The sequence below is a fragment of the Pseudomonas sp. GW821-FHT05H12 genome, assembly GCF_059419385.1.
The window spans coordinates 87,597-112,072 of sequence record NZ_JBWKRS010000009.1 but is presented as its reverse complement, the minus strand read 5'-3'; the positions used below and the strand labels follow the sequence as shown (position 1 = coordinate 112,072).

The following is a 24,476-nucleotide window of genomic DNA, read 5'->3' as shown; positions in this document are numbered from 1 at the left end:
GTTGCGCCCATCCGCTATCCCTCGTCAAAACCTAACTTCACCCACTTGACCGACCCCTTGGGTATTGCCAGACCAGAGTGCGGCAACACCTGGCGATGTCAGCCGCCCGTGAACAATCAGGTCCTCCCCGGCAATTAATGGGCGGACGCCCTTGAAACTGAAGCTGCGTGGAACGATCCCCGAATGCGCTTCAAGCAGGCTTTGCAAGGCAAGCGTTGCCACAAGCGGACCATGCATGACCAGCCCAGGATAGCCTTCAACCTCAGTCACGTAGTGCAGGTCGTAATGGATGCGGTGGGCATTGAAAGTAATTGCGGAATAACGAAACAGCAGGGCTGGGTGCACACGCGTAGATCGTTGCCAATCACCTTCCGGCAGGGGCTCCCCTCCAACTACGGTGCCGTTTGCCGCCTTGTAGACAATGTCTTGCTCCTCGTAGACCTTAAGGTCGCCATCCTGACTATATTCGTGTCCAACGGTGACAAATAGCAGGCTGCCGCTACGCCCAGCCTTCTCCTCAATGGAGAGGATCGAGGACCTGCGCAGTGCCGCCACACCTATTTTCAAAGGACGATGAAACGTCAGCCGACTGCCTGCCCACATCCGCTTGCGGCCGTGTGTCTCGGGAAGAAAGTCCCCCGTCAGCGGGTGGCCATCGACGCCCAGCTCCTGGCTGTCGACGGACTCGTGAAAAAAGGCCCAGTGCCAGAGCAACGGCAGGTCCGCGCTATCGGACGGGGCCGCCCGACCAAGGGTCCAACCGACGCGTTTTACATGGGAGTGATTCAGCGAGTCATGACTCACCTGAACTTTTCCAATCCAAGCTGCGTAATCCATCTGCACTCCTAAACTTAAACAGACATGGTCCGGGCGACACGCTCCCAATTCAGGCAGGCAAACGACCGGTAGAAAGCATTTGCAGGCTAACGATAACAGTGTTATCTGTAAAGAACACAATTATAATCACGCACCGTTTGGAGGCCGTCATGTGTTCAGCCGCATCTGCAATCGATGTTCCTGTCGCTCACAGCTATGTCAGTGGCACCCCTACCTATCCCCTCTTGGGAATGACCATTGGCGAAAGCTTTGACCAAGCTGTCAGAAAAAATCCGGATGGCTTGGCGTTGGTCATGCGCTCCCAGGGCATCCGCTGGACCTACGCTCAGCTTGCCGAGCAGGTCGATCGGTTTGCCTGTGGCCTGGTCTCGCTGGGGCTCAATGCGGGAGACCGGGTCGGGATCTGGTCGCCAAACAACGTCGAGTGGGTCATCACTCAATTTGCCACGGCCAAATTAGGGTTGATATTGGTTTGTATCAATCCAGCCTATCGGCCTGAAGAGCTTAAATATGCATTAAAGAAAGTGGGCTGTAGTGCGTTAGTCACCGCAACTCAATTCAAGAGTAGCCATTATATTGAAATGCTGTATCAGATGGCGCCGGCCATAAGTACGCAAACACCAGGAGATTTGAAGCTAAAAGACCTGCCGGACCTGCACACCATCATTCAAATTAACCAGCTGGCCTCGCCAGGTTTTATAAGTTTTGACAGTGTCAGTGAGCGAGGTCAGTTTTTCTCAATTCCGACTGTAAAACTCAAGTTTGATGACGCGATCAATATCCAGTTCACCAGCGGCACTACCGGCTCACCAAAAGGGGCCACGTTGTCCCACCATAACATTCTTAATAACGGTTACTTCTGCGGCCAGGGAATGGGGCTCACGGCCCAAGACAAACTGTGCATTCCCGTACCGTTTTATCACTGCTTCGGCTTGGTACTGTCCAACCTGGCCTGCATCAGTCACGGTGCGGCGATGATTATACCGAGCGAATCATTTGATGCTCTTTCAGTCCTTGAGGCTATTCAAGCAGAACATTGCACAGCGTTACATGGTGTACCCACCATGTTCATCTCAATTCTGGAACATCCCGACTTCCATACATTCGACCTCAGTTCTCTGCGAACCGGGATGATGGCAGGCGCACCCTGCCCTATGGACGTAATGCGCAGAATCATTTCAGATCTAGGCATGACCGAAATCACCTTCGCCTATGGAATGACCGAAACCAGCCCGATAAGCTTCCAGACCAGCCGCGACGATGTTCTTGAGCGCCGCGTCTCCACGGTCGGCTCGGCATTACCACATATTGAGGCAAAGGTCGTCGATGACGTTGGTAACATCGTTCCCCGAGGCGTTCCCGGGCAGATCTGCATCCGAGGCTACTCAGTCATGTTGGGCTACTGGGGCGATGCCGAGAAGACGTCTGAAGTACTCGACGCCAATGGCTGGATGCACACCGGCGATATTGCTACGTTGGACAGTAACGGTTACTGCAACATCACGGGCCGAATCAAGGACATGGTGATACGCGGCGGAGAAAACATTTACCCCAAGGAAATTGAAGAGTTTCTATCCGGTCACCCAGCAATCGGTGAGGTTCAGGTATTTGGTGTGCCTGACTCTAAATTTGGTGAGGAGATATGTGCCTGGGTTCGCCTTAAAGAGGACTACACGCTGGATGAGGAGGCGGTCAAAATTTTTTGCCGTGGATCAATCGCACACTATAAGATCCCGCGGTACATTCGTTTTGTGTCTGCGTTCCCCATGACAGTAAGCGGCAAAGTTCAAAAGTTCAGCATGCGCGAGGTGATGATTAATGAACTGGGACTTAGCGAAATAAAAACCGCTTGATAGCGCGCGACGGTAGTTAGTGGCTGCCGTTGTACAATCAGGGACTCTACAGGTCTTCACCTCGACAGGCACTACGTGCGAAGGTATGATTGAAAATTCCTATCTTCGCAGCCCGAGTCATTCATTTCAACGATACGAGCTTGTTTGAAGATGAACATAATTAGATAGCCCAGCGAGCCAACTATGAACGAAGAGGTAAAGCCACCCGTCGTTAAGCGTAAAGCAGCACTGAGTGCCTTTCGCCGTGAACTGATCAGGGACGCAGCCAAACAAATATTTGTCGAGGTCGGTTTGCATGGTGCGTCGCTGCGTGAAATTGCCAAAATCGCAGGGTGCACCACCGGGGCGATTTACGCGCAGTACACAAACAAGGAGGAGGTGTACGCAGATATCCTCCGTGAGTCTCTGGTCAACATGGCAGAAGCCGTCAAGGACGGTGCCGATCAAGGGCCTAAAGGCAAACAGAGCCTCGCCGCATTACGTGCCTGGTTTGAATACTTCGATGCCAGGCCTGCAGAGTTCGATTTGGGCTTTTACCTCTACGGCGGCGCGCATCCCGTCGGGGTTGGCAGTGAGTTGAACCGTGAGCTGAACGTAAAGCTCAAGGTTGTGTATGAAACGGTCGCCAACGCCATGGAAAACGACGCGATTGCGACAGCCGACAACAAGCATCATCTTGCGGTCGCAGGCGCATCGTGGATGTTTGGCATCCTGTTAATGAAAGGCACCGGGCGCCTGAAAATCCTGGAGATCGATGTGGACAAACTACTGGATGACAGCCTTAGAACACTCCAGCACGCCCACAGCGCATAACCCAGTTTAAACCGCCTCCTTCGGATACCGTGCCACTAAGGCTCGGTAGACCATCCTGCAAACTCGCCCCGTAATCGCTCGCCCTCCCCCAGCGTTTCAACTCTTCGTACCGCGATCGCCCACCCAATCCAGGCGTTTCTTAGCCTGCTTACGCTTGCTCTTTTCCCAGCGGAAAATTCATATCGGGCATCTTTAAAAATCACGCTTGCTATCTTTCCGTAACAGCGTTATTTTTTCGTCGACCTTCACAGAATGACGAGACATACGATGAATAAGAATGTTGACGTGAATTGGCATGAACGGGCTGCAGCGCTGGTGCTACCAACGGATGCCGTTATCGGAACGCAGCACGTGCGTGCGGAAAAAACCTCGCTCTGTATCAACCCGGCCAATGGCCAAGCACTGGTGGAAGTCTCCGCCTGCGGCGAACGGGAAGTGGATGCAGCCGTCAAGGCGGCGCGTCATGCCTATGAAGCAGGCACCTGGCGTCGGATGGCGCCGACCCAACGCAAGCGTCGTCTACTGGCGCTGGCTGAATTGATGCGCAAACATTCCGATGAACTGGCACTGCTAGAGTCCTTGGCGGTTGGCAAGCCCATTCGTGACACCACAACCGTTGATATTCCGGCATCAATCGCCTGCTTCGTCTGGAACGCGGAAGCAGTCGACAAGCTTTACGACCAGGTTGCGCCTACCGCTCAGGACGTCGTTGCAACCATTACTCGCGAACCTCTGGGCGTCGTGGGTGTGGTCACCCCATGGAACTACCCCCTGCTGCTTGCGGTATGGCGCATCGCCCCGGCCCTGGCCACCGGCAACTCAGTGGTGTTGAAGCCTTCTGAAGAAGCTCCGTTTACCGCTCTACGCCTCGCAGCGCTTGCCTTGGAAGCAGGTATTCCGGAAGGCGTATTCAACGTCATTCCTGGCGGCGCCGAAGCAGGCCAGGCCCTTGGTCTGCACCCAGATGTAGACTTCATCTCCTTCACGGGTTCTGCCGACGTCGGCAAAAAATTTCTGCAGTACGCAGGCCAGTCCAACATGAAGCGACTGAGCTTGGAGTGTGGCGGCAAAAGCCCTCAAGTCGTGCTGTCCGACTTCACCAATCTGGATGAGGTGGCCAAAGCCGTTACATTCGGTATCTACACCAACCAAGGCCAGGTCTGTTACGCAGGCTCACGGCTAATCGTTGATCGAAAAATCAAGGATGAGCTGGTGGACAAGATCATTGCGTCCGCCAGCCGCCTGGTCCCTGGTGACCCTTTGGATCCGCAGACCCGTCTGGGCGCCATCGTCAGCCAAAAACAACTTTCACGCGTGTGTGGCTATATCGAAGGCGCTCAACGCGACGGCGCCACCCTGCGTTGTGGCGGCGAACGCAGCCTTGTTGATAGCGGTGGCTACTACCTGAGGCCAACGTTGTTCGACGATGTACTGCCGTCCATGACGATTGCCCAGGAAGAGGTCTTTGGCCCTGTCCTGTCGGTCATTTCGTTCGACGAAGAAAGCGAAATTCTGCCGCTGGCCAACGACACCCCTTACGGCCTGGCCGCCTCTGTCTGGACTAACGACATCAACAAGGCACACCGAGTGTCCCGAGGAGTCAAGGCAGGCACTGTCTGGATCAATTGCTTCAACGAAATCGACTTCGGTGTTCCGTTTGGTGGGTTCAAACAATCTGGATTTGGTCGCGACAAAGGTATCCAGGGTCTGGAGAAATTTACCGACCTCAAAACCACTTGGGCGCGTATTCGCTAGGAGCGGACCATGATTCAGCCAAATGAACTGCCGGCAGCTGTCCGGTACGAAAAACAAGCCGGCGGCGTCGTGCTAATCACGATTAATAACGCCAACCGCGAAAATTGCATCGATGAAGCGGTCCACGAAGGGTTGTGTGAAGCCTGGGTGAAATTTCGTAAGGACCCGGAGCTGAACGTAGCGGTGCTGACAGGGGCTGGCGAGAAGTCTTTTTGTTCGGGTTGGGACATCAAAGGTTACGCGAAACGTACCTCCACCCTGAGTTTGAACGACCTGCGTGAACGCGCCGCCTATGAGCCAGGGCTCGGCGGTCTGACCCGTGGCGTCGAGGTGTACAAGCCCATCATCGCCGCGATCAACGGGTATTGCCTCGCAGGCGGAATGGAACTGGCCATGGCCTGCGACATTCGATTTTCAGTGCCCGAAGCCCAGTTTGGTGTGCTGAACAGGCGCTGGGATATCGGTTGCGAGTCGGGCCTGACTCAACGTCTGCCGCATATCGTCGGCCTGGGCAATGCGCTGGACTTGATTCTCAGCGGTCGGCAATTCACCGCTGAAGAAGCCCTGCGCATCAACTTCCTAAATCAGGTTGTCCCCCGTGAAGCCTTGTTGGACAAGGCCCTGGAATACGCCAGGCAAATTGCCGCACTCCCGCAAGCCTCGCTGCGCACTGATAAAGAGTCGGTACTGCGCGGCCTGGGTCGACCGCTGCAGGACGGGCTATGGATGGAAAACACCCTCTGGAACAGCACGGTTCACTCAGAAGAACTTGAAAACGGCATCTCCCGTTTCGGCGCGCGTCAATAACTCATCCAATAAGAGGTAATTATCATGACTAAAAACACCAACAACATGACCGGTAAAACCATCATCATCACTGGCGCTGCCCGTGGGCTAGGTCAAACCTATGCGCTGGAACTGGGCCGCTTGGGCGCCAACATTGTCCTGGCAGACTTCAATGACTGTGTAGAGTCCGAAAATCTTCTGGCCAAGGAAAATATTCCCTTTCTGACGGTAAAAGTAGACGTCGCAGACGCGACCAGCACTCAGAAGATGGCAGAGGCTGCCGTTGAACGCTTCGGCAAGATCGACGTCTTGGTCAACAATGCAGCCTTGTGGGCCGACCTCAAAAATACGCCGTTCACGGACATCGATCCGGACATCTGGGACCGCTGCATGAATGTCAACGTAAAGGGTGTCTGGAATTGCTCCAAAGCCGTATTCCCTTCGATGAAAGCGGCCGGCGGCGGCAGTATCATCAACATCGCGTCACTGGCCGCGGTCTACGGCATGCCCTATGCCCTGCACTACACCGCTTCCAAAGCAGCCGTCATTGGTATTACCCGTGGTTTGGCCCGTGAAGTCGGCCGCCACTGGATCCGTGTAAACAGCATCGCGCCGAGCCTGGTACTGACCGAGGCCACCAGCCAGTTCTTCGACGACAAGCTGGACAAAGCTACAGACGCTATCAAGTCGGGTCAGAGCCTCAAGGGCAACCTGACACCGGATGACGTCGTCGGTGCGGTCATCTTCCTCGCCAGCGAAGGCAGCGGTTTCGTTACTGGTCAGACGTTGATGGTGGATGGTGGCACTACCCTCCTCTAACACTTCTGCTCGTCACTAGCCTAAACAATAAAAAACTTCTCAGGCTCGCTACAGCCGTCTCGGTCAACGCACACGTTAGCCAGGAGGGCTGTGGGAGCTCATCCGTAAAACACGGTGAATGACAATGGCTACTGCAATCGATACAGACTCTCACACAACGCACACCACCACCCCCAAAGAAGAACGGCGAGTGATACTAGGCTCGTCACTGGGGACTGTATTCGAATGGTATGACTTCTACTTGTACGGAAGCCTCGCCGTGTTCTTCGGCTCGTTATTCTTTCCGAAAGGCAACGAAACAGCAGCCCTGTTGGCCAGCCTGGCTACTTTTGGCGCCGGGTTTGCCATCAGGCCTGTAGGCGCAATCATATTCGGGCGCCTTGGCGACCTGTTCGGCCGCAAAAAAACCTTCCTCGCCACCATTGTAATCATGGGCTTGTCTACCGCCTTGGTGGGTGTCCTGCCGACCTACGAACAAGTCGGTATTCTCGCGCCGATCCTGTTAGTGCTCCTTCGACTGATCCAGGGCCTGGCCATGGGCGGCGAATATGGCGGTGCCGCCATTTACGTCGCCGAACACGCACCTGCGAAGAAGCGTGGCTTTCGCACCAGTTGGATCCAGACCACAGGAACCATCGGGTTCTTGCTGTCACTTGGCGTCATTCTTACCTGTCGGTCACTGCTGGGTGAGGAGGAATTCCGTGCGTGGGGGTGGCGTATTCCATTCCTGCTGTCGCTGGTGCTGCTGATGGTCTCGGTCTATATCCGCATGACACTCAGCGAATCCCCGGTTTTTCTCAAGATGAAGGCCGAGCACAAGTTATCGGCCAACCCGGTGAAGGAAAGCTTTGGCGACTCGAAAAACCTGCGCCTGGTGTTCATTGCATTGTTGGGCGCCATTGCCGGACAAGCGGTCGTTTGGTACACCGGGCAGTTTTACGCCCTGTTCTTTCTGCAAAGTATCCTGAAGATCGAGTTTGGCCTGTCCACCATGCTGGTCGCGTTGGCATTGGTCATCGGAACCCCGCTCTTCGTGTTCTTCGGATACCTATCGGATAAGGTCGGTAGAAAGCCGATTATTCTTGCCGGCTGCCTCTTGGGGGCACTGACCTTCATGCCTATCTACAAGGGGCTGATGCACTACGGCAACCCCGCCTTGGAAGCGGCTATTGCTACCACCCCTGTAATCCTTACCGCCCCAGAAAACTGCAATAACTGCGATGCCATCCGCAATGAACTGTCGGCGCGTGGTGTGCCCTATCGTACGGTGATAGAGGCAAACAACAGTGTCGCTATTTCCATCGGCGACCTTAATTTGACCGCGCCCGACAAGCCGACACTGACAGCGGCGTTAGCCAGTGCCGGTTACCCGGGCGCTGCGGACCCGGCCCAGGTCAACAAGCCGATGATGTTGCTGCTGCTGGTGCTGTTGATGACGTACGTCACCATGGTGTATGGCCCCATGGCCGCCTTCCTGGTCGAGTTGTTCCCTGCACGCATTCGCTACACCTCCATGTCATTGCCCTATCACTTGGGGAATGGCTGCTTCGGTGGCTTCCTGCCGCTGATCTCATCTTGGCTGGTGCTGTGGACAGGCAATGTTTATGCGGGGCTTTACTACCCCATCGGCGTAGCGGCGCTCACCTGCATCGTTGGTTTTATCTACATACGTGAAACCAAGAATCTCGATCTGAATCGTTAATCACTACCTGCAGGTGTTGCACTTTTCAGTGCAATGCCTGCCGCGGGAGCCCCCTATGATTAGGACTGTGTTATTTGTGCCTGGGGACAGGCCGGAACGCTTCGAAAAAGCTATAGCGACAGGCGCAGGCCGCGTCGTCATCGACCTGGAAGATGCCGTTGAGCCACAGCATAAGGACCAGGCGCGCGAAAATGCTGATCGGTATTTGGCGCAGACGCGTCATCAAAATGTGATGGTCAGGATCAACTCAAATGGCGATGAGGCTTATAAACAGGACCTGGCGTTGTGCCGGGCTCACCCCCACCTGGCTGGTGTCATGGTGCCAAAGGCCGAAAGCCTTAAACAGCTGGAAGAAGTCGCTGATACCTGCCGCAAAATCTGGCCACTGATAGAAACACCTCAAGGCCTTTCGACACTCCCCGAGTCAGCGACCTGCAAAGGCATCGAGCGCTTGGTGTTTGGCGTATTGGATCTGGCTATCCAGCTCGGTATCAATGCCTACTCGCCCAGCAGTCACAGGATCTTCGACCAGGTTCGTTATGCGCTGCTATTGCACAGCGCACTCAATGGCCTGGAACCGCCCGTCGACACGGTTTACCCCGTGCTAAGTGATATGGAGGGCCTTAGCGCCTTTGCGACCGCCTCAAAGGATCTGGGCTTCGCCGGCATGCTCTGCCTGCACCCTAAACAGGTCGAGCAGGTTGACAGTATCTTCATACCCTCAGCACACGAGCAAGCCTGGGCAGAGCGCGTGCTCGAGGCGGCAAAGCAGCACGGCGGGGCGTTTTCCTTTGAAGGGAGAATGATCGATGCACCCGTACTGACCTCGGCAAGGCGCATGCTGGGTAAATGACTGTTTGACTCTTTAGCCGGGCAACTTGAACGCCCGGCGCGCATTGTTTGCCAGGAAACAGCGCTGTACATCTTCCTCCAGGTTCAACGCTTGCAGCCCTTGTAAACAATCAGCGGCAGTCAGCATCGGGTAATTGGTGCCAAACAAGACCTTTCTCTTCCCCGCTCCACGCATATACGCCACCAGCTCCGCAGGAAACCGCGAAGCCTTGTAGGCTGATGTATCCACGTAGACATTCGGATGCTTCATCATCAAGGAAATCATTTCGGCCACCCACGGAAAGCCGATATGCCCGCCGACGATGCGCAGCTCAGGAAACTCATGCGCCACGTTATCCAGATAAGGCATCGGGCGCCCTGGCTCCGACGGGCGCATAGGGCCCGCGTGGCCTACTTGCAGACAGAAGGTGATATCCAGCTCGATGCACTCGGCATACAGCGGGTAGTAACGGCGGTCATCAGGCGGCAGGCCCCAAAGCCATGGCAATACGCGCAACGCCTTGAAACCATACTGGCGGGCGCAACGGCGCAGTTCCCTGACCGCCTCCATCGGCCGGCTCAGGTCTACCGATGCCACGCCAATGACTCGCTCAGGCTGCGCCGTGACGGCCGCCGCCACTTCTTCGTTAGTGATCATCGGCCCCGCAGGTCCCCACCAGGCACTGGCGAAGACCTTCGATACGCCCTCTTTCTGGAGCGTTTCAAGCACTTGCGCCGAGGTAATGTCAGGACTGTTCTCGGCTAGCACCTTCCACGCCGTGGGCCAGCGCCGCAGAGAATCAAACATCGGGTCCTGCAAAAAGCGCTTGTTGGGAAACTGCATCCAGGCGTCGATAATTTCCACGATGTTCTTTCTCTTATTCGCCCATGATTTCCCGGCGACGCTTGTCCTGGGCCCGGCGATTACCTGCATCGCTCATGCCGGTGGGCAGTTCCTGGTCGAGCAGCGTAGTACGCAGGTCAATCTGCTGCATGACCGAATCCTGCAAGGCTTTCTTGGACATCGCATACGCCACGTTGCAATCGGGCGTGATGCATCGCGCATAGGCAATCGCGGTGGCCAGCAGTTGCGATTCCTCCACTACCTCATGGAAGAACCCGAGCTTCTCGGCCTGCTCCAGCGAATAGAGCTCACCCTTGAGGGTGGTCAGCGCGCCGACCTGATTGCCCAGCGCATACTTGATGATTTCCACATACGCGGCAGGCATCGGAATGCCGATAGGCACTTCGTTCAAGCCGAACTTGGCGTCTTTGCGAGCGGCGATACGAAAGTCGCAATCCAAGGCCGTGATCAGGCCACCGGCAATAGCATGCCCGTTGATCGCTGCCACGGTGGGGCGCGGGTACTGGAAAATACGCAGGTTGGTCGCGCGGTATTCGGCGTACCACTGGCGGATCCGCTCTTTGTTCTGGCTGCCAAATACATCAAAGCTGTACTTGAAGTCGATACCGGCTGAAAAGGCATTGCCCTGCCCGGTCAGAATCACCGGCAACTCGCTGAACTCGGTTTCGAGCCGATCAAACGCGTCATGCAGGTCCTTGAAGAAGGTGTCGTTCTGCACATTGACCTTGTTGGTATTCATGCGCACAACCGCACACCCTTCAATCACTTCAATCTGCCATGCCATGGTTCATTCCTTATCGGTGGCGCCTATGAAGCGGCGCATGAGTAAATGTGGGCGGCGCTCTAGCACACCGCCAGGGTAAGCTCTTCTTCCATGATTTCGCGCATCCTGAACTTCTGTACCTTGCCGGAGAGCGTCATTGGGAAGCCGTCGACGAAGCGTATATAGCGCGGGATCTTGTAACGGGCGATCTGGCTGCTGCAGAACTCGCGTATCTCGTCTTCGCTGATCGCCAGGCCCGGGCGCACGATCACCCAAACGCAGAGCTCCTCGCCGTATTTCTCATCTGCCACGCCGATCACCTGCGCATCCTGAATCGCCGGGTGTTGATACAGGAACTCCTCGATCTCGCGCGGGGAAATATTTTCGCCGCCGCGTATCACCATATCCTTGATACGCCCGGTGATGCTGACGTAGCCCTCGGCATCCATCGTGGCCAAGTCTCCGCTGTGTATCCAGCCGTCGCTGTCGATGGTCTGCACAGTCTTTTCCGGGTCGTTCCAGTAGCCTTGCATCAGCGAATAACCACGGATACACAACTCCCCCACGACGCCGATCGGCAAGGTGTCTCCCGACTCCGGGTGGACCACCTTGGCTTCCAGGTGGGGGTGGACTTTGCCGATGGTCGACACGCGTTTTTCCAGCGGCGTTTCACAGGTGCTTTGGTAGCTGGCCGGGCTGGTTTCGGTCATGCCGTAGGCAATAGTGACATCGCGCATATGCATGTCGCGCTGAACCCGGCGCATCACCTCAATCGGGCAAGCCGTGCCGGCCATGATGCCGGTGCGCAAGGTGGACAGGTCGAATTCGTGAAAGCGGGGATGGTCGAGTTCGGTGATGAACATCGTCGGCACACCGTGCAGGGCGGTGCAGCGCTCACTCTGTACGGCCTCAAGGGTACGCACCGGGTCAAACGCATCGTTGGGATAGACGATGGTGCTGGCATGGGTCAATGCCGCCAGGTTGCCAACCACCATGCCAAAGCAATGAAACAAAGGCACCGGAATGCACAGGCGATCGGTGGCAGTCAGGCTCATGCCTTCGCCGAGAAAAAAGCCATTGTTGAGAATGCCGCGATGGGTCAGCGCTGCGCCCTTTGGAGAGCCCGTGGTGCCGCTGGTGAATTGGATGTTGATCGCATCAGTGTTCTTCAGCGTCGCGGCGACACGCGGGACATGTTCATCCAAGGCATTTCCCAGACTCATCAGATCGCGAAAACGCATAAACCCGGGCACGTGTTCTTCGCCCAGGTGAATGACCGCATGCAGTGCGGGCAACCTCGCAGCACTGAGCTGTCCAGGTGTAGATGTGTGGATTTCCGGCGCAATGGTTCTGATCACTTGCAGGTAATCAGTAGTCTTGAACGCGGCCATAGTGATCAATGCCTTGCAGCCCGCCTTATTCAGCGCGTACTCAAGCTCGATGGTTTTATAGGCCGGGTTGAAGTTGACCAGGATGATACCGACCTTGGCTGTCGCCAGTTGGGTTATCAGCCATTCGGCGCTGTTGTTGGCCCAGATAGCCACACGATCACCCGGCACAAGTGACAACGCAAGCAGCGCACTCGCCAGTTGGTTTACTTCGGCTTGAAGTTGCGAATAGCTGAGCCGGATACTCTGATGACACGAAACAAGCGCCTCATTATCGGGAAATCGTGCGACCACCTCGTCAAAGAAATCCCCCAGGGTTTTCTCAATCAACGGAGTGTGAATCGCGCCACGCGAATAACTTCTTTTTATTGTGTTCATCGTGTCTTTCTCAACATTGATGTGCCGCTGTGCCCTTTTGCACAGTACGAGAGTCGGCAGCGCTGGCACATTGGCAATACTGACGTTTTTTATGCCAATTTCGCCAAGCCAGCCATTCCCTGCTGGCCATGCGCCAGGCTGCGATGATTCAGGACTTACCAGAGTGGCAAGCTGTAGCCGACGATCAGGCGGTTTTCATCCAGATCATTCAGGAAGTTGCTGCGGGTGGTGGCGTTACGCAGCTTCAACGCCAGGTTTTTCAGCGGCCCGCTTTGAATGACGTACCCCAGGTCGGTGTTGCGCTCCCAGGTTTTGCCTTCGCTCAGCCCGGCCCCTCGGTCCACGTTGTCACCCGACAGATAGCGGGTCATCAGGGTTAGCCCTGGAAAGCCCAACGCGGCGAAGTCATAGTCGTAACGCACCTGCCACGAGTGCTCATCGCGGTTGCCGAAGTCATTGATCTGCACCTGATTGAGCAAGGCATCGTCCGCGCCATTGACGTAGGCGAAACCGGTGCGACCGCTGAGGTGCTGGTAGCCGGCGCTGAAGCTATGCCCAAGCATTTTGTAGGTAAACAAGGCGCCCAAAGCATCGTTGTCCACGTTACTTCCGCCGTCGGCACCAGAGTGTGCAAATCGGATATCGGACTTAAGACTTTGCCCGCCCGCCAACGGTAATTGATGCACAAGATTGATCAAGTGTTGTATGTAGATGCCATCAAGGCCGCCGTAGTAATAACTGGTGGAAAGTGTCGGATTCCATTGATAGCGACCCCCACCAAACAGAAATTCATCACTGGTTTTGGCACTTCCGAGCACTATATTGCGCTTGCCGCCATTGAAGACTGTCATCACTTCGTTGTCCGAAGAGTCGCGCTGATTGACCCGATCAAGGCGGCCCAGATCAAGATTTAAACCCTCGATCTCGTTACTGGCCAACCAGGCCCCGCGAAAGGTCTGCGGCATAAGACGTGAGTCATTGCGCATCAAAGGCGGCAACACCGGCTGGAGAGTGCCGAGCTTCAAGGTGCTCTTGGAGATACGTACCTTGGCAGTAAAGCCTGACTCGCCATATTCATCCTTGGCCCGCTTGGGCCCGACCGCATTGGTCTTGAGCAGGCCGGTGCCAACCCGATCTGGGCTGGAGTCGAGTTTCAGCCCCAGCATCCCGATGGCATCAATACCGAAACCTACCGGCCCCTCGGTGTAACCGGATTCAAGGCGCAACATGAATCCCTGAGCCCATTCCTCCGCTTTATTCTGCGCCGCGCCGGCCTGGCGGAAGTCACGGTTCATATAGAAGTTACGCAGTTCCAGGGTGGATTTGCTGTCCCCCAGGAAGTCTGCACGTGCCGATCCGACCATACCCAGGACTGCGCTGGCGCACAGGACGGGCATAACTGTACCGAAGTTGAATTGCATGGTTAGTCTACCTTTCGCTATTGTTATTGTTATTGCTGTTTTTTATTTTTTTCGACTGTGACGCACACTTCAGCGCCGCCGGGATAACGCCCAACGCCACCAAATTCATTCAAACTTTCTGTTCAGAATTTCAATTGAAACGTGAGTAACTCCTTATTGGGCCGCCATGCGTAATGCACCATCCAGACGTATCACCTCGCCGTTGAGCATCGGGTTCAGTACGATCGACTCCACCAATTGCGCGTACTCGCAACCGCGCCCCAGGCGTGGGGGGAATGGCACTGTTTTACCCAGCGAGTCTTGAACGGCCTGAGGCAGTCCAAGCAGCATTGGCGTTTCGAAGATGCCGGGCGCAATGGTCACCACCCGAATGCCAAACCGGGCAAGTTCACGAGCAATCGGCAGTGTCATACCCACTACACCGGCTTTAGACGCCGCATAGGCCGCCTGGCCGATTTGGCCATCAAAGGCCGCGACGGACGCGGTGGTGATGATCACGCCGCGCTCGCCATCGCCATTGGGCGCATTGTTACTCATGGCCGCTACGACCAATCGTATGGCGTTGAACGTCCCCACCAGGTTGATCGTGATTGCGCGCGCAAAGGTATCCAGGTCATGCGGCCCCGCCTTACTCTGCACCTTCTGCCCAGGTGCGACGCCGGCACAGCAGATCAGCCCGTCTACACGGCCGAACCGGCTGAGTGAAAGGTCGATGGCCGCTTGCATGGATTGCTCTTGCACCGTGTCCGTGCGCACGAATAGCGCATCGGGCCCCAACTCATTCGCCAATGCTTCACCTGCCACCTCGTTGAGGTCAGCCAGCACCACCTGGGCGCCCGATCCCACCAGCCACTTGGCGGTGGCAGCCCCTAGCCCCGAAGCACCACCGGTGATGAAGAAAACAGAACCTTCGATTCTCATGAAAGACCTCGTGGGGGATTAAAGGGACGAACCAAATTGAGCCTTGCGGCGCTGGCAAAACGCGGCAACGCCTTCTGCAAAGTCAGCGCTGGCGGATACCGCCACGAACGTGGCCTTTTCGGCTGCCAAGGCCGTTTCCAGGTTTGCGTCCAGGCCGCTACGCAGCAAGCGTTTGATCCCAGCCTGCGCCGCGGCGGGACCGTCGGCCAAGCGTTGGGCGATGGCCAGGCCGGCTGCCGCCAGCTCTTCGCCAGGCACCACCTCGATCACCAGGCCTGCGACCTTCGCGTCAACGGCGCTCAGTTTCGGATTCAACAACGCGATGGCCATGGCTCGATGCAACCCCACCTGCCGTGGCAGATGCCAGGTGCCGCCGCCGTCCGGCGTTGCACCGATTGCGCTGTACGCCATCAGGAAACTTGCATCGTCGGCCGCGACCAGGATGTCGCACGCCAAGGCCAGCGACAGTCCGAAGCCGGCAGCGGCGCCGTTGATCAAACCCAGCACCGGACAGGGCAATTGCGTCAGTCCGGTTACCGCTTCGTTGACGGCACTGATCAGGGTTTCCAACTCATCGGCGCAGGCCTCGCTGGAGACCCTCAATAAGGTCTCGAAGCGGCGCACATCGCCCCCCACCATGAAGTGCGCGCCGCTGCTGCGCAGAACCACAACACGTGGCGGGTTCACAACCAGCGAGCGCACCGCATCTCTCAACGCCAGCCCTATGCCCAGATCCACACTGTTGCCCGTCTCGGGACGATCCAGCGTAATGAAACAGATAAGCCCGAGGCGCTCGACTTGAACGCCTGAACGGTTGTTAAAGGGAGTCGTCATACCGACCTCACCAACCGTCATGCGTGAGCCGTCGAATGTTTAGGGCGCAGAATTTCGTCGTAGTCATCCAGCGACGGAAACTCGAGCGGCGCGCGCTGATCCAGGGTCAACAGATGCTCGCGGTACTGCGCCAGGTAGTCCTCACGCGCCGCTTGGCTGATATAGGGCACATGGAAGGCTACGAATGGCGGCAAGACAGTAAGGCCGACATACCCCAACACGCCGCGCTGGATAGGCTGCAACAAAGTTTCCAGTTCACCGTGCACAGCGCCCGGACCAAACATGTGGTCCTGGCCGCCGAGCGAAAACGCAAGCATGGCTTTTTTGTCTTTCAAGCCGCCGCGGTCATAAATGCGCGCACCGCCATAGCAGTACCCCGAAATGAACACGCGGTCGAACCAGCCCTTCATGATCGCCGGCATGCTGAACCAGTAGATCGGGAAGTTGAAGATGATCAGGTCGGCGCGCTTGATCTTCTCCAGTTCAGCGAGGATGTCCGGCGCGAGGGTGCCAGTGGTGTAACCGTTGCGCTGCTCCAGGGCGTAGACCAGGTGCTCGCTGTTGGCGCGCTGGCCAAAGTCGCTGGCGCTGGCGACAGGGTTGAAGTTCATCGCGTATAAATCAGACACGTCCACCTCATGCCCCTGCCCGCTCAGCACCTCCACAGCGAGGTTGAACATGGCCGTGTTGAATGACTGCGGTTCGTTGTGCGCGTGGACAATCAGTACGTTCATGAAAGCTCCGGTCAATGGCTGATGAGCTCACTGTACGGAAGCGGATCGCGGTGCTAAATTGGCATTAATGACTATTTTTATGCGTAATTTGCCATTATGAAAATCGCCCCGCTACGTGTCGCCATTTTGGCTCTCGATGGCTGTTATGCCTCGAGCCTCGCCGGCATCGCCGACGTGTTCCATGTCACCAATGCGCACCTCAGTCGCCAGCAACACAAGACCGGTAAAGCCATTGCCCGGCCTTTTTCCTGGCAGTTCGTGTCGAACAAGGGTAAGCCCGTCACGGCATGCAATGGATTGGCGTTGAACATCGCCACCCCGCTACCGCAAGAGAAGGTCGACATGATCTTTATTCCGGGGCTGTACTACGCGGGGCATGACGCTTTCGAACAGATGCTCGAAAGCGCTGTACCGCAGTTGGAGTGGCTCAAGGCGCAATGGCGCGAGGGCGCGGTGCTGGCCGCCAATTGCACAGGCACCTTCCTGCTCGCCGAGACCGGCTTGTTGCAGGGTCGTCAGGCCACAACTACCTGGTGGCTGGAGCGGCTGTTTCGCGAGCGCCACCCTGCGGTGAACCTGCAATTGCGCTCGATGGTGACCGAGGAGGACCGCCTGTGGTGCGCTGGCGCCAATGCTTCGTATCTGCTGCAAGGGGTACGGATGGTCGAGCATTTCTGCGGCGCGAATACCGCAACCCTGACCGCCAAAACGATGCTTATCGACACCAGCCAGACCACTCAACTGCCTTATCTGCCCCTGCAGATGGAAACCGTGCACAGCGACACCATGGTTGCCAAGGCACAGCACTGGCTGCTCAAGCATTTTGCCGAGGACATCAGCTTGCCCGAGCTTGCTTCGGCGTTGTCGGTCAGCGTACGTACGCTGATACGCCACTTCAACAGCGTGCTGGGCACAACACCCCTAGCCTATTTGCAAAACCTGCGTCTCGAGATCTCCATGACCCTGCTCGAAAGCAGCGATTTGAGCATCGAGGAGATCGCCAATCAGGTCGGTTATCAGAACGCTAGTTCCTTCACGCGTCTCTTTCGCCAGCAGGTGGGTTCGACACCAGCGGCCTACCGCAGTCGATTCGCTACAACGACAGGCAATCGACAACGCTAGCCGGCCTGCCACACCACCCACAAACGTCCAAGCCATGACCCGATGCACTGGCGTAAAATTCGAAAAATCACTGAGTAGTGCGCCATCATGCACGATCAACGCTCGACAACAGATTGGGTTAAACATGCTCCTCAGACCTCATCGCTGGAGCGGTTCGAGGCGTTTTTCGTGGCTCATGCGTTCGACGCGCACCAGCACGACACCTATGCGATCGGCATGACGCTGGACGGCGCGCACCGCTTCCAGTACCGCGGCGAGTCCAACGTTTGCGTCCCCGGCGAGGCAATGATTCTGCACCCGGACGAAATGCACGATGGCTGCGCTGGAACGGACACGGGTTTGCGCTACCAAGGCCTTTACGTGCCGCCGTCGCTGGTTCAGCACATCGTCAAGGGCAAGCCGTTGCCATTCTTGAAAAGCGGGGTGTCCCGTGACCAACGCCTGGTTTCAGCGGTATTCGAACTCCTGCATGCCCATGAACTCGCCCCCCTGGCAGAAGACGATGCGCTGTTCAACTTCGTGATGACCCTCGCCGCCGTCACCGGTCAGCGTCCGGCACGCCCTGCCCACCATTTCGCCGCTGCACTGCGGGCACGCGAATACATCCACGACAACCTGGACCGACCGATCACCCTCGACCAACTCGCGGATTGCGCCGGCCGAGACCGTTGGAGCCTGTCCAAAGATTTTCGGGTGTTCTTTGGCACCAGCCCCCACCGTTACATCACCGCGCGCCGACTCAGCCAGGTCAAACAACTGGTGCAGGCCGGCCAGACGCTGTCCAAGGCGGCCATAGATTCGGGCTTTTTTGACCAGAGCCATATGTCCAGGCACTTCAAGAGAAGTTTCGGTATTGCCCCTTCACGCTGGTACTTTCCACAGTGTGACGGGTGAGTTGAAGAGATGAAAAACCTGGACGAAATTGACCGCAGAATCCTGCGCGCGTTGCAGGCCGACGGGCGTATGCAGAATATCGAGCTGGCGGACCACGTAGGGCTCTCCACGTCGCCCTGCCTGCGCCGCGTGAAGTGGCTGGAGGACAATGGCATCATTGAGCGCTACGTCGCACTGCTCAACGCCCAAAAACTGGATGTTGGCCTGACGGTGTTTGTACGGATCTGGCTGAATGGCCAGGACGCAGAAACCGTCGATCACTTTACCCAAGAGGTGTTGAAACTCCCTCAGGTGGTGGAGTGCCACCTCATGGCGGGCGACTGTGATTTCCTGCTCAGGGTAGTGGCCGGTGACCTGACCGGCTATCGCAAATTCCAGGGTGACTACCTGGCCACGATCAAAGGCGTCAAGAGTGTCAAAACTGAAGTGCCCATGCAGACGATCAAGCTGACCTCGGCATTGCCCATCTGATACTGCTGATGGCCTGCCCCCTTCCTTTGAGCAGGCTACCCGCAGTTTTTCTACTCTTCGATTTCACCGCCAAAGGCGCGCAAATGCTGGCGGAATGTCTGTTCAGGATCAGTCAACCGCGATTGCAGGTAAGTGTCGAAGCGGGCCTGTTCTCGAAACGACTTGCCCAAGCGCATTCGCGCTGCCTGGTAGCGCTCGGTGTCACGGATCGCCGTGGCCACTTCTGCCACTTCTGCTGCACGCTTCAAGGGAATAAACAGCACACCGTCATCGTCGCCCAGGGCGAAGTCTTCAGCAGTCACCAACGTAGCGCCGCACGTTGCAGACACCAACGCCTCGGTTTCACGCGGATCCAGACGCTGCGGGCCTACGGGCAACGTCCCCAAGCTGAACATGGGCAGACGAATGGCCTTGAGTTCAACCGTGTCACGGTGCAACCCCCAGATGACTACACCGGCCATGCCGGCGAGGCTTGCTTCCAGAGTCACCAGATCCCCGACACAGGCTTCGTCCATGCGCCCGCCGTTATCCACCACCAGCACATCGCCCCGTTCAGCCGTATCAATGGCCTCTAAAAACACATCGACACTTCCATAATGCCGCGCCGGACATACACGGCCCACAAAATGCGTGCCACTCCACACTGGGCGTACTGCCGAGGGTGCGAGACGCACTGCGATCCCCAAACGCATGCACGCATCGGCAACATGCGGGGTCGTCAAATCCAGGTAAGTACGCTGAAGTACCAAGGCGTCCATGTTCAAGCGCCCTCTTCGCAAATATCCAGTCCAACGGTGCGCAGGTCGCGCAGCAGGGTGTTGGTGCGGTTGGACATTGCCAGCGAATAGCGCCAACCGCGTCCCACGCGGACCGGGTCCAACGCACCCAGCAGCTCCGTGGCCGAATCAAAAATCGTTAGCTTGGCTTCGCCTTCAAGTACCTCACCCGCCTGCACGTTCTCGGCCTGAAGCCTCACAAGCTCGAACACCGCCGGCCGATCTTCTTCACCCTCGAACATCGAAGGAAAATGGCGCAGGGCAACAATGGGGCGACTGCCAAATGTGACGGCCGTTCCGTCGGCAGGCCCCGTCAGCCGGACATGACCTTCGGCAAGGCGCCGGTCCTTGACCGCCACGGTGCCGGCAAACACGCTGCCTGTCTCCTCGCCAGGTGACGCGATGGATTTAACCCCCATCGAACGAGTGGTCCAGACCGAACCGATTTTTTTCGGGTACCCCAGGGCCCAGCCGCGCGCCAGGGACGTGTCCTGGTCGACGATGATATAGGGGCAGTACTGCATCAGTTGCCCCTCATACTGGACACTGGCCAACACGATGCATTCCTTGTATTGGGCGCGAACCGGGTCCAATAACTCTTCTGCACCATTGGTACACGCCTGCCAGTCGACGAACGAGACCGTTACCAGTCCGGGTTCGTCAGGATGCAAGCTCAGGCCCGGTGGCAATAAGCGCTCGATGAATTCAGGCTCAACCCAATACTCAATGGTGATGAAGTCAGCCGCATAGTGCCAAGGTGGCGTGGGTGCGATGCTTGACTTACCGTCGGGAGAAAATGGCCCCATAAAGCCATGGGAAGAACGAAGACGAGTCATTTCATAATCCTGAGATGGTTGATGAAAAGGGTATGGTGGCGCAGACAGAACGCCCGAACGCATGGGAAGGCAGGTTACCCGTTAGCCTTTGGCAGGCGATTGCGTTTACGCCGGTGGGACCGCTGCCAGATGGCATTCACTCATGCGAAACGCCGATGTCTTGGCTTGCAATGCCAGGACCGAAATCCGCAAGCGATACACCAGGACCGGCACGCACGTAGCGCTCGGGTGACGAAAAATCCTCGTCCGAACCGTTGCCTCGATGAAACACAAGATTCAGTGCTTTGCGTTGCCCTGAGCGCACCGGCTGGACGCCGTGGCGCAAGGTCGACCAGACCAGGTCCCCCGCTTCACGGCGCGGTTTGCGTTTGACCGCCAACAGCACCACGTCGCCCTGCTGTGCCTGAACGTTGAAGGTGGCCGTAGGTGCCCGTTCATCCTGGCGCGCGATTAACAATTCACCACCCAAAAAGTCATGCTCCGTGCTGGACAGCAGCACGACCGCCTGAAAGGGGAACACTCTCTGCTCCCCCCTGACACAGTGATGCAGCCGCTCGCAGTCATCTACGCCGTAGCAAGATAGATAGCTCAGAGTGCGGTGTTGCCCCCACTCGGCACATTCCGTCACCAGGGCCTGCGGCGATGCCGGGAAGCGATAGCTGGAACCGGAGCGCTCGCTCCAGACATTGGCGAGCAAGTTCAGCGGTGGATATAACAACGCCTCTAAATAACCCACGACAGAACAAGGGTTCACCAACATGCAGACAGAACCCTGGCAAAAACCCGCCCCCACTCCACTCAACGTTTCCAGGGTGGTGACCTCCGTGGCCTCAGCTGCAGCCAGTTCCAGGCATTGAGCTTCGCTGATCAACCCTGGGAGCGTTGCATAACCGTGGATATCCAGGGCGCGCAGGGTCACCATCCAATCAATACGCTGCAATGAAAACTGAGTGGGCATCGCGGTGCCCTCCATTTTGGTAGGCATCGGAAACTCTATCGATTTTTTGACCATAGATAACCGCCGACCACTATCCCAATCGCACAGATAATCGACACGTAATACGCCGGCCCCAAAGGACTTTCCTTGAGCATCAACGTAACAACCATAGGGGTCAGGCCGCCGAAAATGGCGTAGGCCAAGTTGTATGAAAATGACAACCCGCTAAAGCGCACTACCGGTGGGAATGCCTTGACCATCACGTAGGGCACCGCACCGATGGTGCCGACCAACAGGCCTGTTACGGCATACATCGGGAACAGCCAGTTGGGATTGGCGAAGAGGCTGTGATAAAAGGTCCACGAACTGATCATCAATGCCGCACAGCCCAGCACAAACACGCGCCCGGCGCCGAACCGGTCTGCAAGCGAGCCGGCCAACACGCAGCCCAGGCTCAGAAAGACAATGGCCAGGCTGTTAGCCTGTAAGGCCGTGGTGGCGGAAAAATGGTAGACCGTCTGCAACACCGTCGGCGTCATCAAAATAACCACGATGATGCCGGCTGAGAGGAACCAGGTCAGCGCCATGGAAATCAGAATGGCACCACGATGGTCACGCAAAACCGCGCGTAACGGCACCTCGGCAGCCAGGGTTTTTCTCAGCTGCATCTCAGCAAACACGGGCGTTTCGTGGAGCCAGCGGCGCAAGTAGACCGAGAGCAAACCAAACACGCCTCCTAGCAAAAAGGGGATTCGCCAAGCGTAGTCGGCAACTTCTGCTGGCGAGTAAACGCTGTTGATCGCAGTAGCCACCAGAGAGCCCAACAGGATGCCAGCCGTCAGGCCACAGGTCAGCGTGCCGCAGGCGTACCCAACATGGTGTTGAGGCACGTGTTCGGAAACAAAAACCCAGGCCCCGGCACTTCACCGCCAATGGCAGCGCCTTGAATCACACGCATCAACAGCAATAACAGGGGCGCTGCAATACCGATCTGCGCATAGGTGGGGAGCAGCCCCATGATCAAGGTCGGCACAGCCATCATGAAAATGCTCAAGGTGAACATTTTTTTGCGCCCCAGCAGGTCGCCGAAGTGCGCCATGACAACGCCGCCCAGCGGTCTTGCCAGATAGCCCGCTGCAAAAATGCCAAATGTTTGCATCAGGCGTAGCCATTCGGGCATGTCACTGGGGAAAAACAGCTTCCCCACCACGGTGGCGAAAAACACGAAGATGATGAAGTCGTAAAACTCCAACGCACCGCCCAGCGCAGACAGCGACAGCGTTTTGTAATCGCTGCGTGTCAGCCGGCGTGCAACGGGAAGTGAGGGTGCAGCACTTGAGGGGACTGAACTCATGGCAATGGTTTCTCTTATTGTTATATCTGCGCCCCTTTTCAGGACGAAAGGGGCTGGCAGATGGTGCGGGTGCAGAACCTCCTGTCCGTAACTTTCTCCTTAGTGGCGACTGTATCCCTTGCGTCCTCGCGCAGCCTTGTACGTTTGCAGGCGATTTATGAACGTTTGTCCTGCGCCTGCAAAAATCGCTCGATGCGACTAACGGCTTCCTGGAGCCGCTCGATACTCGTCGTGTAGGAAAAACGGATATAGCGCTCCGGTTGATTGATCCCAAAATCCAAACCTGGCCCTGTTGCCACCCCAGCCTCTTCGAGCAGCGTCATGGCGAATGCAAAGCTGTCGGTGGTGAATGCTGAACAATCGGCATAGATGTAAAACGCGCCTTCAGGCTTGGCCACCACACGAAAGCCCAACCTTGCCAACTCCGCAGACAGGAAGTCGCGACGGCACTGGAACTCCATGCGACGCGTCTCCAGCAAGTCGAGGGTTTCGGGTTTAAAGGCTGCCAGCGCCGCGTACTGGGCTGGTGCCGACGGCGACAGGAACAGGTTTTGCGCAAGCTTTTCGATGTGCCGCGTATAGCCTTCTGGCACCACCAGCCAGCCCAGGCGCCAGCCGGTCATCTGGAAGTATTTGGAGAAACTTTGAACGATCCAGACGCCCTCGCAGCACTGCAGTGCGGTGGTGGACTCCTGGTCGTAGGTGAGGCCCTGGTAGATCTCATCGAGAATAAAATGCCCGCCCTTGGCGCGGATAAATTCTGCGAACGTGCGGACCTGTTCGAGGCTGAGCATGGTGCCTGTAGGGTTGGCCGGTGAGGCAAACAGCGCGCCGGCGGTCGAATCATTCCAATGGGCTTCAAGGTCAGCCAGGGTGGGCTGGAAGTTATGCGCTTCGCCCACCGGAATCGAGGTAGGCACGCCCTCAAAGATTCGCACGAAATTGCGGTTGCACGGGTATCCAGGATCGGTCAGCAACCATTCCTTGCCCGGCTCGGCCAGGCAGGCCAGTGCGAGTAACAGCCCACCCGAAGCACCCGCCGTCACCACGATGCGTGCCGCCGGCACCGTGACGCCATAGCGCTGCAAGTAGTAATCGGCGATTGCCTGGCGCAGTTCGGGAATTCCCAGCGCCGGGGTGTAGGTGGTCTTGCCGTTGGCCAGGGCCGCCTGGCCGGCAGCAATGATGGCGGGGGGTGTCGGGAAGTCGGGCTCGCCGACCTCCATGTGCACAATGTCGCGCCCTTCCGCCTCCAGCCGCTTGGCGCGGGTCAGGATATCAATCACATGAAACGGCGCCACATCGTCCATACGGGCGGCGATAACGGGCGGTTTGATCAGTGAGTTCATGGTTTTATCCTCCATTGATAATCGGTGCGACCTGGGT

Annotated in this window: 22 protein-coding genes and 1 pseudogene; 10 read left to right on the top strand and 13 right to left on the bottom strand. The window is 57.0% G+C overall.

The genetic code is table 11. The annotated features are described in order from the left end of the window. Positions 1–24: 24 nt before the first annotated feature. Positions 25–837 carry an HTD2 family dehydratase gene (locus tag AC07SU_RS10480; RefSeq protein WP_101270143.1) on the bottom strand — a complete coding sequence of 271 codons (813 nt, stop codon included), beginning with the start codon at positions 835–837 and terminating at the stop codon, positions 25–27. Positions 838–986: 149 nt separating this feature from the next. Between AC07SU_RS10480 and AC07SU_RS10475 the strand changes: the two genes are divergently transcribed. From AC07SU_RS10475 to AC07SU_RS10445, 7 genes are all read left to right on the top strand, one after another. Then, entirely contained in the window at positions 987–2,690 is a 1,704-nt protein-coding gene (locus AC07SU_RS10475; RefSeq protein WP_106803936.1) for an AMP-binding protein, read from the top strand. 183 nt (positions 2,691–2,873) lie between these two features. Beyond that, positions 2,874–3,503 carry a TetR/AcrR family transcriptional regulator gene (locus AC07SU_RS10470; RefSeq protein WP_101270138.1) on the top strand — a complete coding sequence of 210 codons (630 nt, stop codon included), beginning with the start codon at positions 2,874–2,876 and terminating at the stop codon, positions 3,501–3,503. A gap of 267 nt (positions 3,504–3,770) precedes the next feature. After that, a complete protein-coding gene (locus AC07SU_RS10465) occupies positions 3,771–5,258 on the top strand; it encodes an aldehyde dehydrogenase (protein ID WP_101270136.1) in 1,488 nt (495 codons plus the stop codon). A gap of 9 nt (positions 5,259–5,267) precedes the next feature. After that, positions 5,268–6,065, top strand: a complete 798-nt coding sequence (locus AC07SU_RS10460; protein ID WP_101270134.1) for an enoyl-CoA hydratase/isomerase family protein — start codon at positions 5,268–5,270, stop codon at positions 6,063–6,065. 24 nt (positions 6,066–6,089) lie between these two features. Next, entirely contained in the window at positions 6,090–6,863 is a 774-nt protein-coding gene (locus AC07SU_RS10455) for an SDR family NAD(P)-dependent oxidoreductase (RefSeq protein WP_200846324.1), read from the top strand. Between the two features lie 118 nt (positions 6,864–6,981). After that, positions 6,982–8,565, top strand: a complete 1,584-nt coding sequence (locus tag AC07SU_RS10450; RefSeq protein WP_218274442.1) for an MFS transporter — start codon at positions 6,982–6,984, stop codon at positions 8,563–8,565. Positions 8,566–8,620: 55 nt separating this feature from the next. Next, positions 8,621–9,418 (top strand): HpcH/HpaI aldolase/citrate lyase family protein, encoded by a 798-nt coding sequence (locus tag AC07SU_RS10445; RefSeq protein WP_494996987.1) that lies wholly within the window; start codon positions 8,621–8,623, stop codon positions 9,416–9,418. 12 nt (positions 9,419–9,430) lie between these two features. Here the strand turns inward: AC07SU_RS10445 and AC07SU_RS10440 are convergent, their stop codons facing one another. From AC07SU_RS10440 to AC07SU_RS10410, 7 genes are all read right to left on the bottom strand, one after another. Further along, positions 9,431–10,261 (bottom strand): amidohydrolase family protein, encoded by an 831-nt coding sequence (locus tag AC07SU_RS10440; RefSeq protein ID WP_101270129.1) that lies wholly within the window; start codon positions 10,259–10,261, stop codon positions 9,431–9,433. Positions 10,262–10,274: 13 nt separating this feature from the next. Beyond that, positions 10,275–11,045: an enoyl-CoA hydratase/isomerase family protein gene (locus tag AC07SU_RS10435; protein WP_101270126.1), complete on the bottom strand. Its 771-nt coding sequence runs from the start codon at positions 11,043–11,045 to the stop codon at positions 10,275–10,277. Positions 11,046–11,104: 59 nt separating this feature from the next. Further along, positions 11,105–12,790, bottom strand: a complete 1,686-nt coding sequence (locus AC07SU_RS10430; protein ID WP_101270124.1) for an AMP-binding protein — start codon at positions 12,788–12,790, stop codon at positions 11,105–11,107. A 155-nt stretch (positions 12,791–12,945) separates the two neighbouring features. Continuing rightward, positions 12,946–14,187 (bottom strand): OprD family porin, encoded by a 1,242-nt coding sequence (locus AC07SU_RS10425; protein WP_256581938.1) that lies wholly within the window; start codon positions 14,185–14,187, stop codon positions 12,946–12,948. A gap of 177 nt (positions 14,188–14,364) precedes the next feature. Next, positions 14,365–15,132: an SDR family NAD(P)-dependent oxidoreductase gene (locus tag AC07SU_RS10420; protein ID WP_101270120.1), complete on the bottom strand. Its 768-nt coding sequence runs from the start codon at positions 15,130–15,132 to the stop codon at positions 14,365–14,367. 18 nt (positions 15,133–15,150) lie between these two features. Beyond that, complete coding sequence (locus AC07SU_RS10415; protein WP_101270117.1) at positions 15,151–15,966, bottom strand: enoyl-CoA hydratase/isomerase family protein; 816 nt, start codon at positions 15,964–15,966, stop codon at positions 15,151–15,153. 17 nt (positions 15,967–15,983) lie between these two features. After that, a complete protein-coding gene (locus tag AC07SU_RS10410; protein WP_101270115.1) occupies positions 15,984–16,700 on the bottom strand; it encodes an NAD(P)H-dependent oxidoreductase in 717 nt (238 codons plus the stop codon). A 96-nt stretch (positions 16,701–16,796) separates the two neighbouring features. Here AC07SU_RS10410 and AC07SU_RS10405 point away from each other — a divergent pair, with 96 nt between their 5' ends. The 3 genes from AC07SU_RS10405 to AC07SU_RS10395 all read left to right on the top strand — a co-directional run bounded on the left by AC07SU_RS10405 (position 16,797) and on the right by AC07SU_RS10395 (position 19,187). Next, on the top strand, positions 16,797–17,822 hold the full coding sequence (locus tag AC07SU_RS10405) for a GlxA family transcriptional regulator (protein ID WP_101270113.1): 1,026 nt from the start codon (positions 16,797–16,799) through the stop codon (positions 17,820–17,822). Positions 17,823–17,909: 87 nt separating this feature from the next. Beyond that, positions 17,910–18,716 carry a helix-turn-helix transcriptional regulator gene (locus tag AC07SU_RS10400; RefSeq protein ID WP_101270111.1) on the top strand — a complete coding sequence of 269 codons (807 nt, stop codon included), beginning with the start codon at positions 17,910–17,912 and terminating at the stop codon, positions 18,714–18,716. Positions 18,717–18,725: 9 nt separating this feature from the next. Beyond that, positions 18,726–19,187, top strand: a complete 462-nt coding sequence (locus AC07SU_RS10395; RefSeq protein ID WP_101270109.1) for an Lrp/AsnC family transcriptional regulator — start codon at positions 18,726–18,728, stop codon at positions 19,185–19,187. 50 nt (positions 19,188–19,237) lie between these two features. Here the strand turns inward: AC07SU_RS10395 and AC07SU_RS10390 are convergent, their stop codons facing one another. From AC07SU_RS10390 to AC07SU_RS10370, 5 genes and pseudogenes are all read right to left on the bottom strand, one after another. Continuing rightward, entirely contained in the window at positions 19,238–19,945 is a 708-nt protein-coding gene (locus AC07SU_RS10390) for an RraA family protein (protein WP_101270105.1), read from the bottom strand. A 2-nt stretch (positions 19,946–19,947) separates the two neighbouring features. Beyond that, complete coding sequence (locus AC07SU_RS10385) at positions 19,948–20,799, bottom strand: acetoacetate decarboxylase family protein (RefSeq protein ID WP_101270102.1); 852 nt, start codon at positions 20,797–20,799, stop codon at positions 19,948–19,950. 136 nt (positions 20,800–20,935) lie between these two features. Next, on the bottom strand, positions 20,936–21,811 hold the full coding sequence (locus AC07SU_RS10380) for a 2OG-Fe(II) oxygenase (RefSeq protein WP_101270100.1): 876 nt from the start codon (positions 21,809–21,811) through the stop codon (positions 20,936–20,938). After that, positions 21,793–23,090 (bottom strand): annotated as a pseudogene (locus AC07SU_RS10375) (MFS transporter). The gene AC07SU_RS10380 and the pseudogene AC07SU_RS10375 overlap by 19 nt, the downstream one beginning before the upstream one ends. Before the next feature lie 155 nt (positions 23,091–23,245). After that, entirely contained in the window at positions 23,246–24,439 is a 1,194-nt protein-coding gene (locus tag AC07SU_RS10370) for a pyridoxal phosphate-dependent aminotransferase (protein ID WP_218274441.1), read from the bottom strand. Between the last annotated feature and the right edge of the window lie 37 nt (positions 24,440–24,476).

Bases quoted from the DNA above. Each gene is read 5' to 3' on its own strand.
- AC07SU_RS10480 (WP_101270143.1), bottom strand. From the start codon at position 837: ATGGATTACGCAGCTTGGATTGGAAAAGTTCAGGTGAGTCATGACTCG.
- AC07SU_RS10475 (WP_106803936.1), top strand. From the start codon at position 987: ATGTGTTCAGCCGCATCTGCAATCGATGTTCCTGTCGCTCACAGCTAT.
- AC07SU_RS10470 (WP_101270138.1), top strand. From the start codon at position 2,874: ATGAACGAAGAGGTAAAGCCACCCGTCGTTAAGCGTAAAGCAGCACTG.
- AC07SU_RS10465 (WP_101270136.1), top strand. From the start codon at position 3,771: ATGAATAAGAATGTTGACGTGAATTGGCATGAACGGGCTGCAGCGCTG.
- AC07SU_RS10460 (WP_101270134.1), top strand. From the start codon at position 5,268: ATGATTCAGCCAAATGAACTGCCGGCAGCTGTCCGGTACGAAAAACAA.
- AC07SU_RS10455 (WP_200846324.1), top strand. From the start codon at position 6,090: ATGACTAAAAACACCAACAACATGACCGGTAAAACCATCATCATCACT.
- AC07SU_RS10450 (WP_218274442.1), top strand. From the start codon at position 6,982: ATGACAATGGCTACTGCAATCGATACAGACTCTCACACAACGCACACC.
- AC07SU_RS10445 (WP_494996987.1), top strand. From the start codon at position 8,621: ATGATTAGGACTGTGTTATTTGTGCCTGGGGACAGGCCGGAACGCTTC.
- AC07SU_RS10435 (WP_101270126.1), bottom strand. From the start codon at position 11,045: ATGGCATGGCAGATTGAAGTGATTGAAGGGTGTGCGGTTGTGCGCATG.
- AC07SU_RS10430 (WP_101270124.1), bottom strand. From the start codon at position 12,790: ATGAACACAATAAAAAGAAGTTATTCGCGTGGCGCGATTCACACTCCG.
- AC07SU_RS10425 (WP_256581938.1), bottom strand. From the start codon at position 14,187: ATGCCCGTCCTGTGCGCCAGCGCAGTCCTGGGTATGGTCGGATCGGCA.
- AC07SU_RS10420 (WP_101270120.1), bottom strand. From the start codon at position 15,132: ATGAGAATCGAAGGTTCTGTTTTCTTCATCACCGGTGGTGCTTCGGGG.
- AC07SU_RS10415 (WP_101270117.1), bottom strand. From the start codon at position 15,966: ATGACGACTCCCTTTAACAACCGTTCAGGCGTTCAAGTCGAGCGCCTC.
- AC07SU_RS10410 (WP_101270115.1), bottom strand. From the start codon at position 16,700: ATGAACGTACTGATTGTCCACGCGCACAACGAACCGCAGTCATTCAAC.
- AC07SU_RS10405 (WP_101270113.1), top strand. From the start codon at position 16,797: ATGAAAATCGCCCCGCTACGTGTCGCCATTTTGGCTCTCGATGGCTGT.
- AC07SU_RS10400 (WP_101270111.1), top strand. From the start codon at position 17,910: ATGCACGATCAACGCTCGACAACAGATTGGGTTAAACATGCTCCTCAG.
- AC07SU_RS10395 (WP_101270109.1), top strand. From the start codon at position 18,726: ATGAAAAACCTGGACGAAATTGACCGCAGAATCCTGCGCGCGTTGCAG.
- AC07SU_RS10390 (WP_101270105.1), bottom strand. From the start codon at position 19,945: ATGGACGCCTTGGTACTTCAGCGTACTTACCTGGATTTGACGACCCCG.
- AC07SU_RS10385 (WP_101270102.1), bottom strand. From the start codon at position 20,799: ATGACTCGTCTTCGTTCTTCCCATGGCTTTATGGGGCCATTTTCTCCC.
- AC07SU_RS10380 (WP_101270100.1), bottom strand. From the start codon at position 21,811: ATGGTCAAAAAATCGATAGAGTTTCCGATGCCTACCAAAATGGAGGGC.
- AC07SU_RS10370 (WP_218274441.1), bottom strand. From the start codon at position 24,439: ATGAACTCACTGATCAAACCGCCCGTTATCGCCGCCCGTATGGACGAT.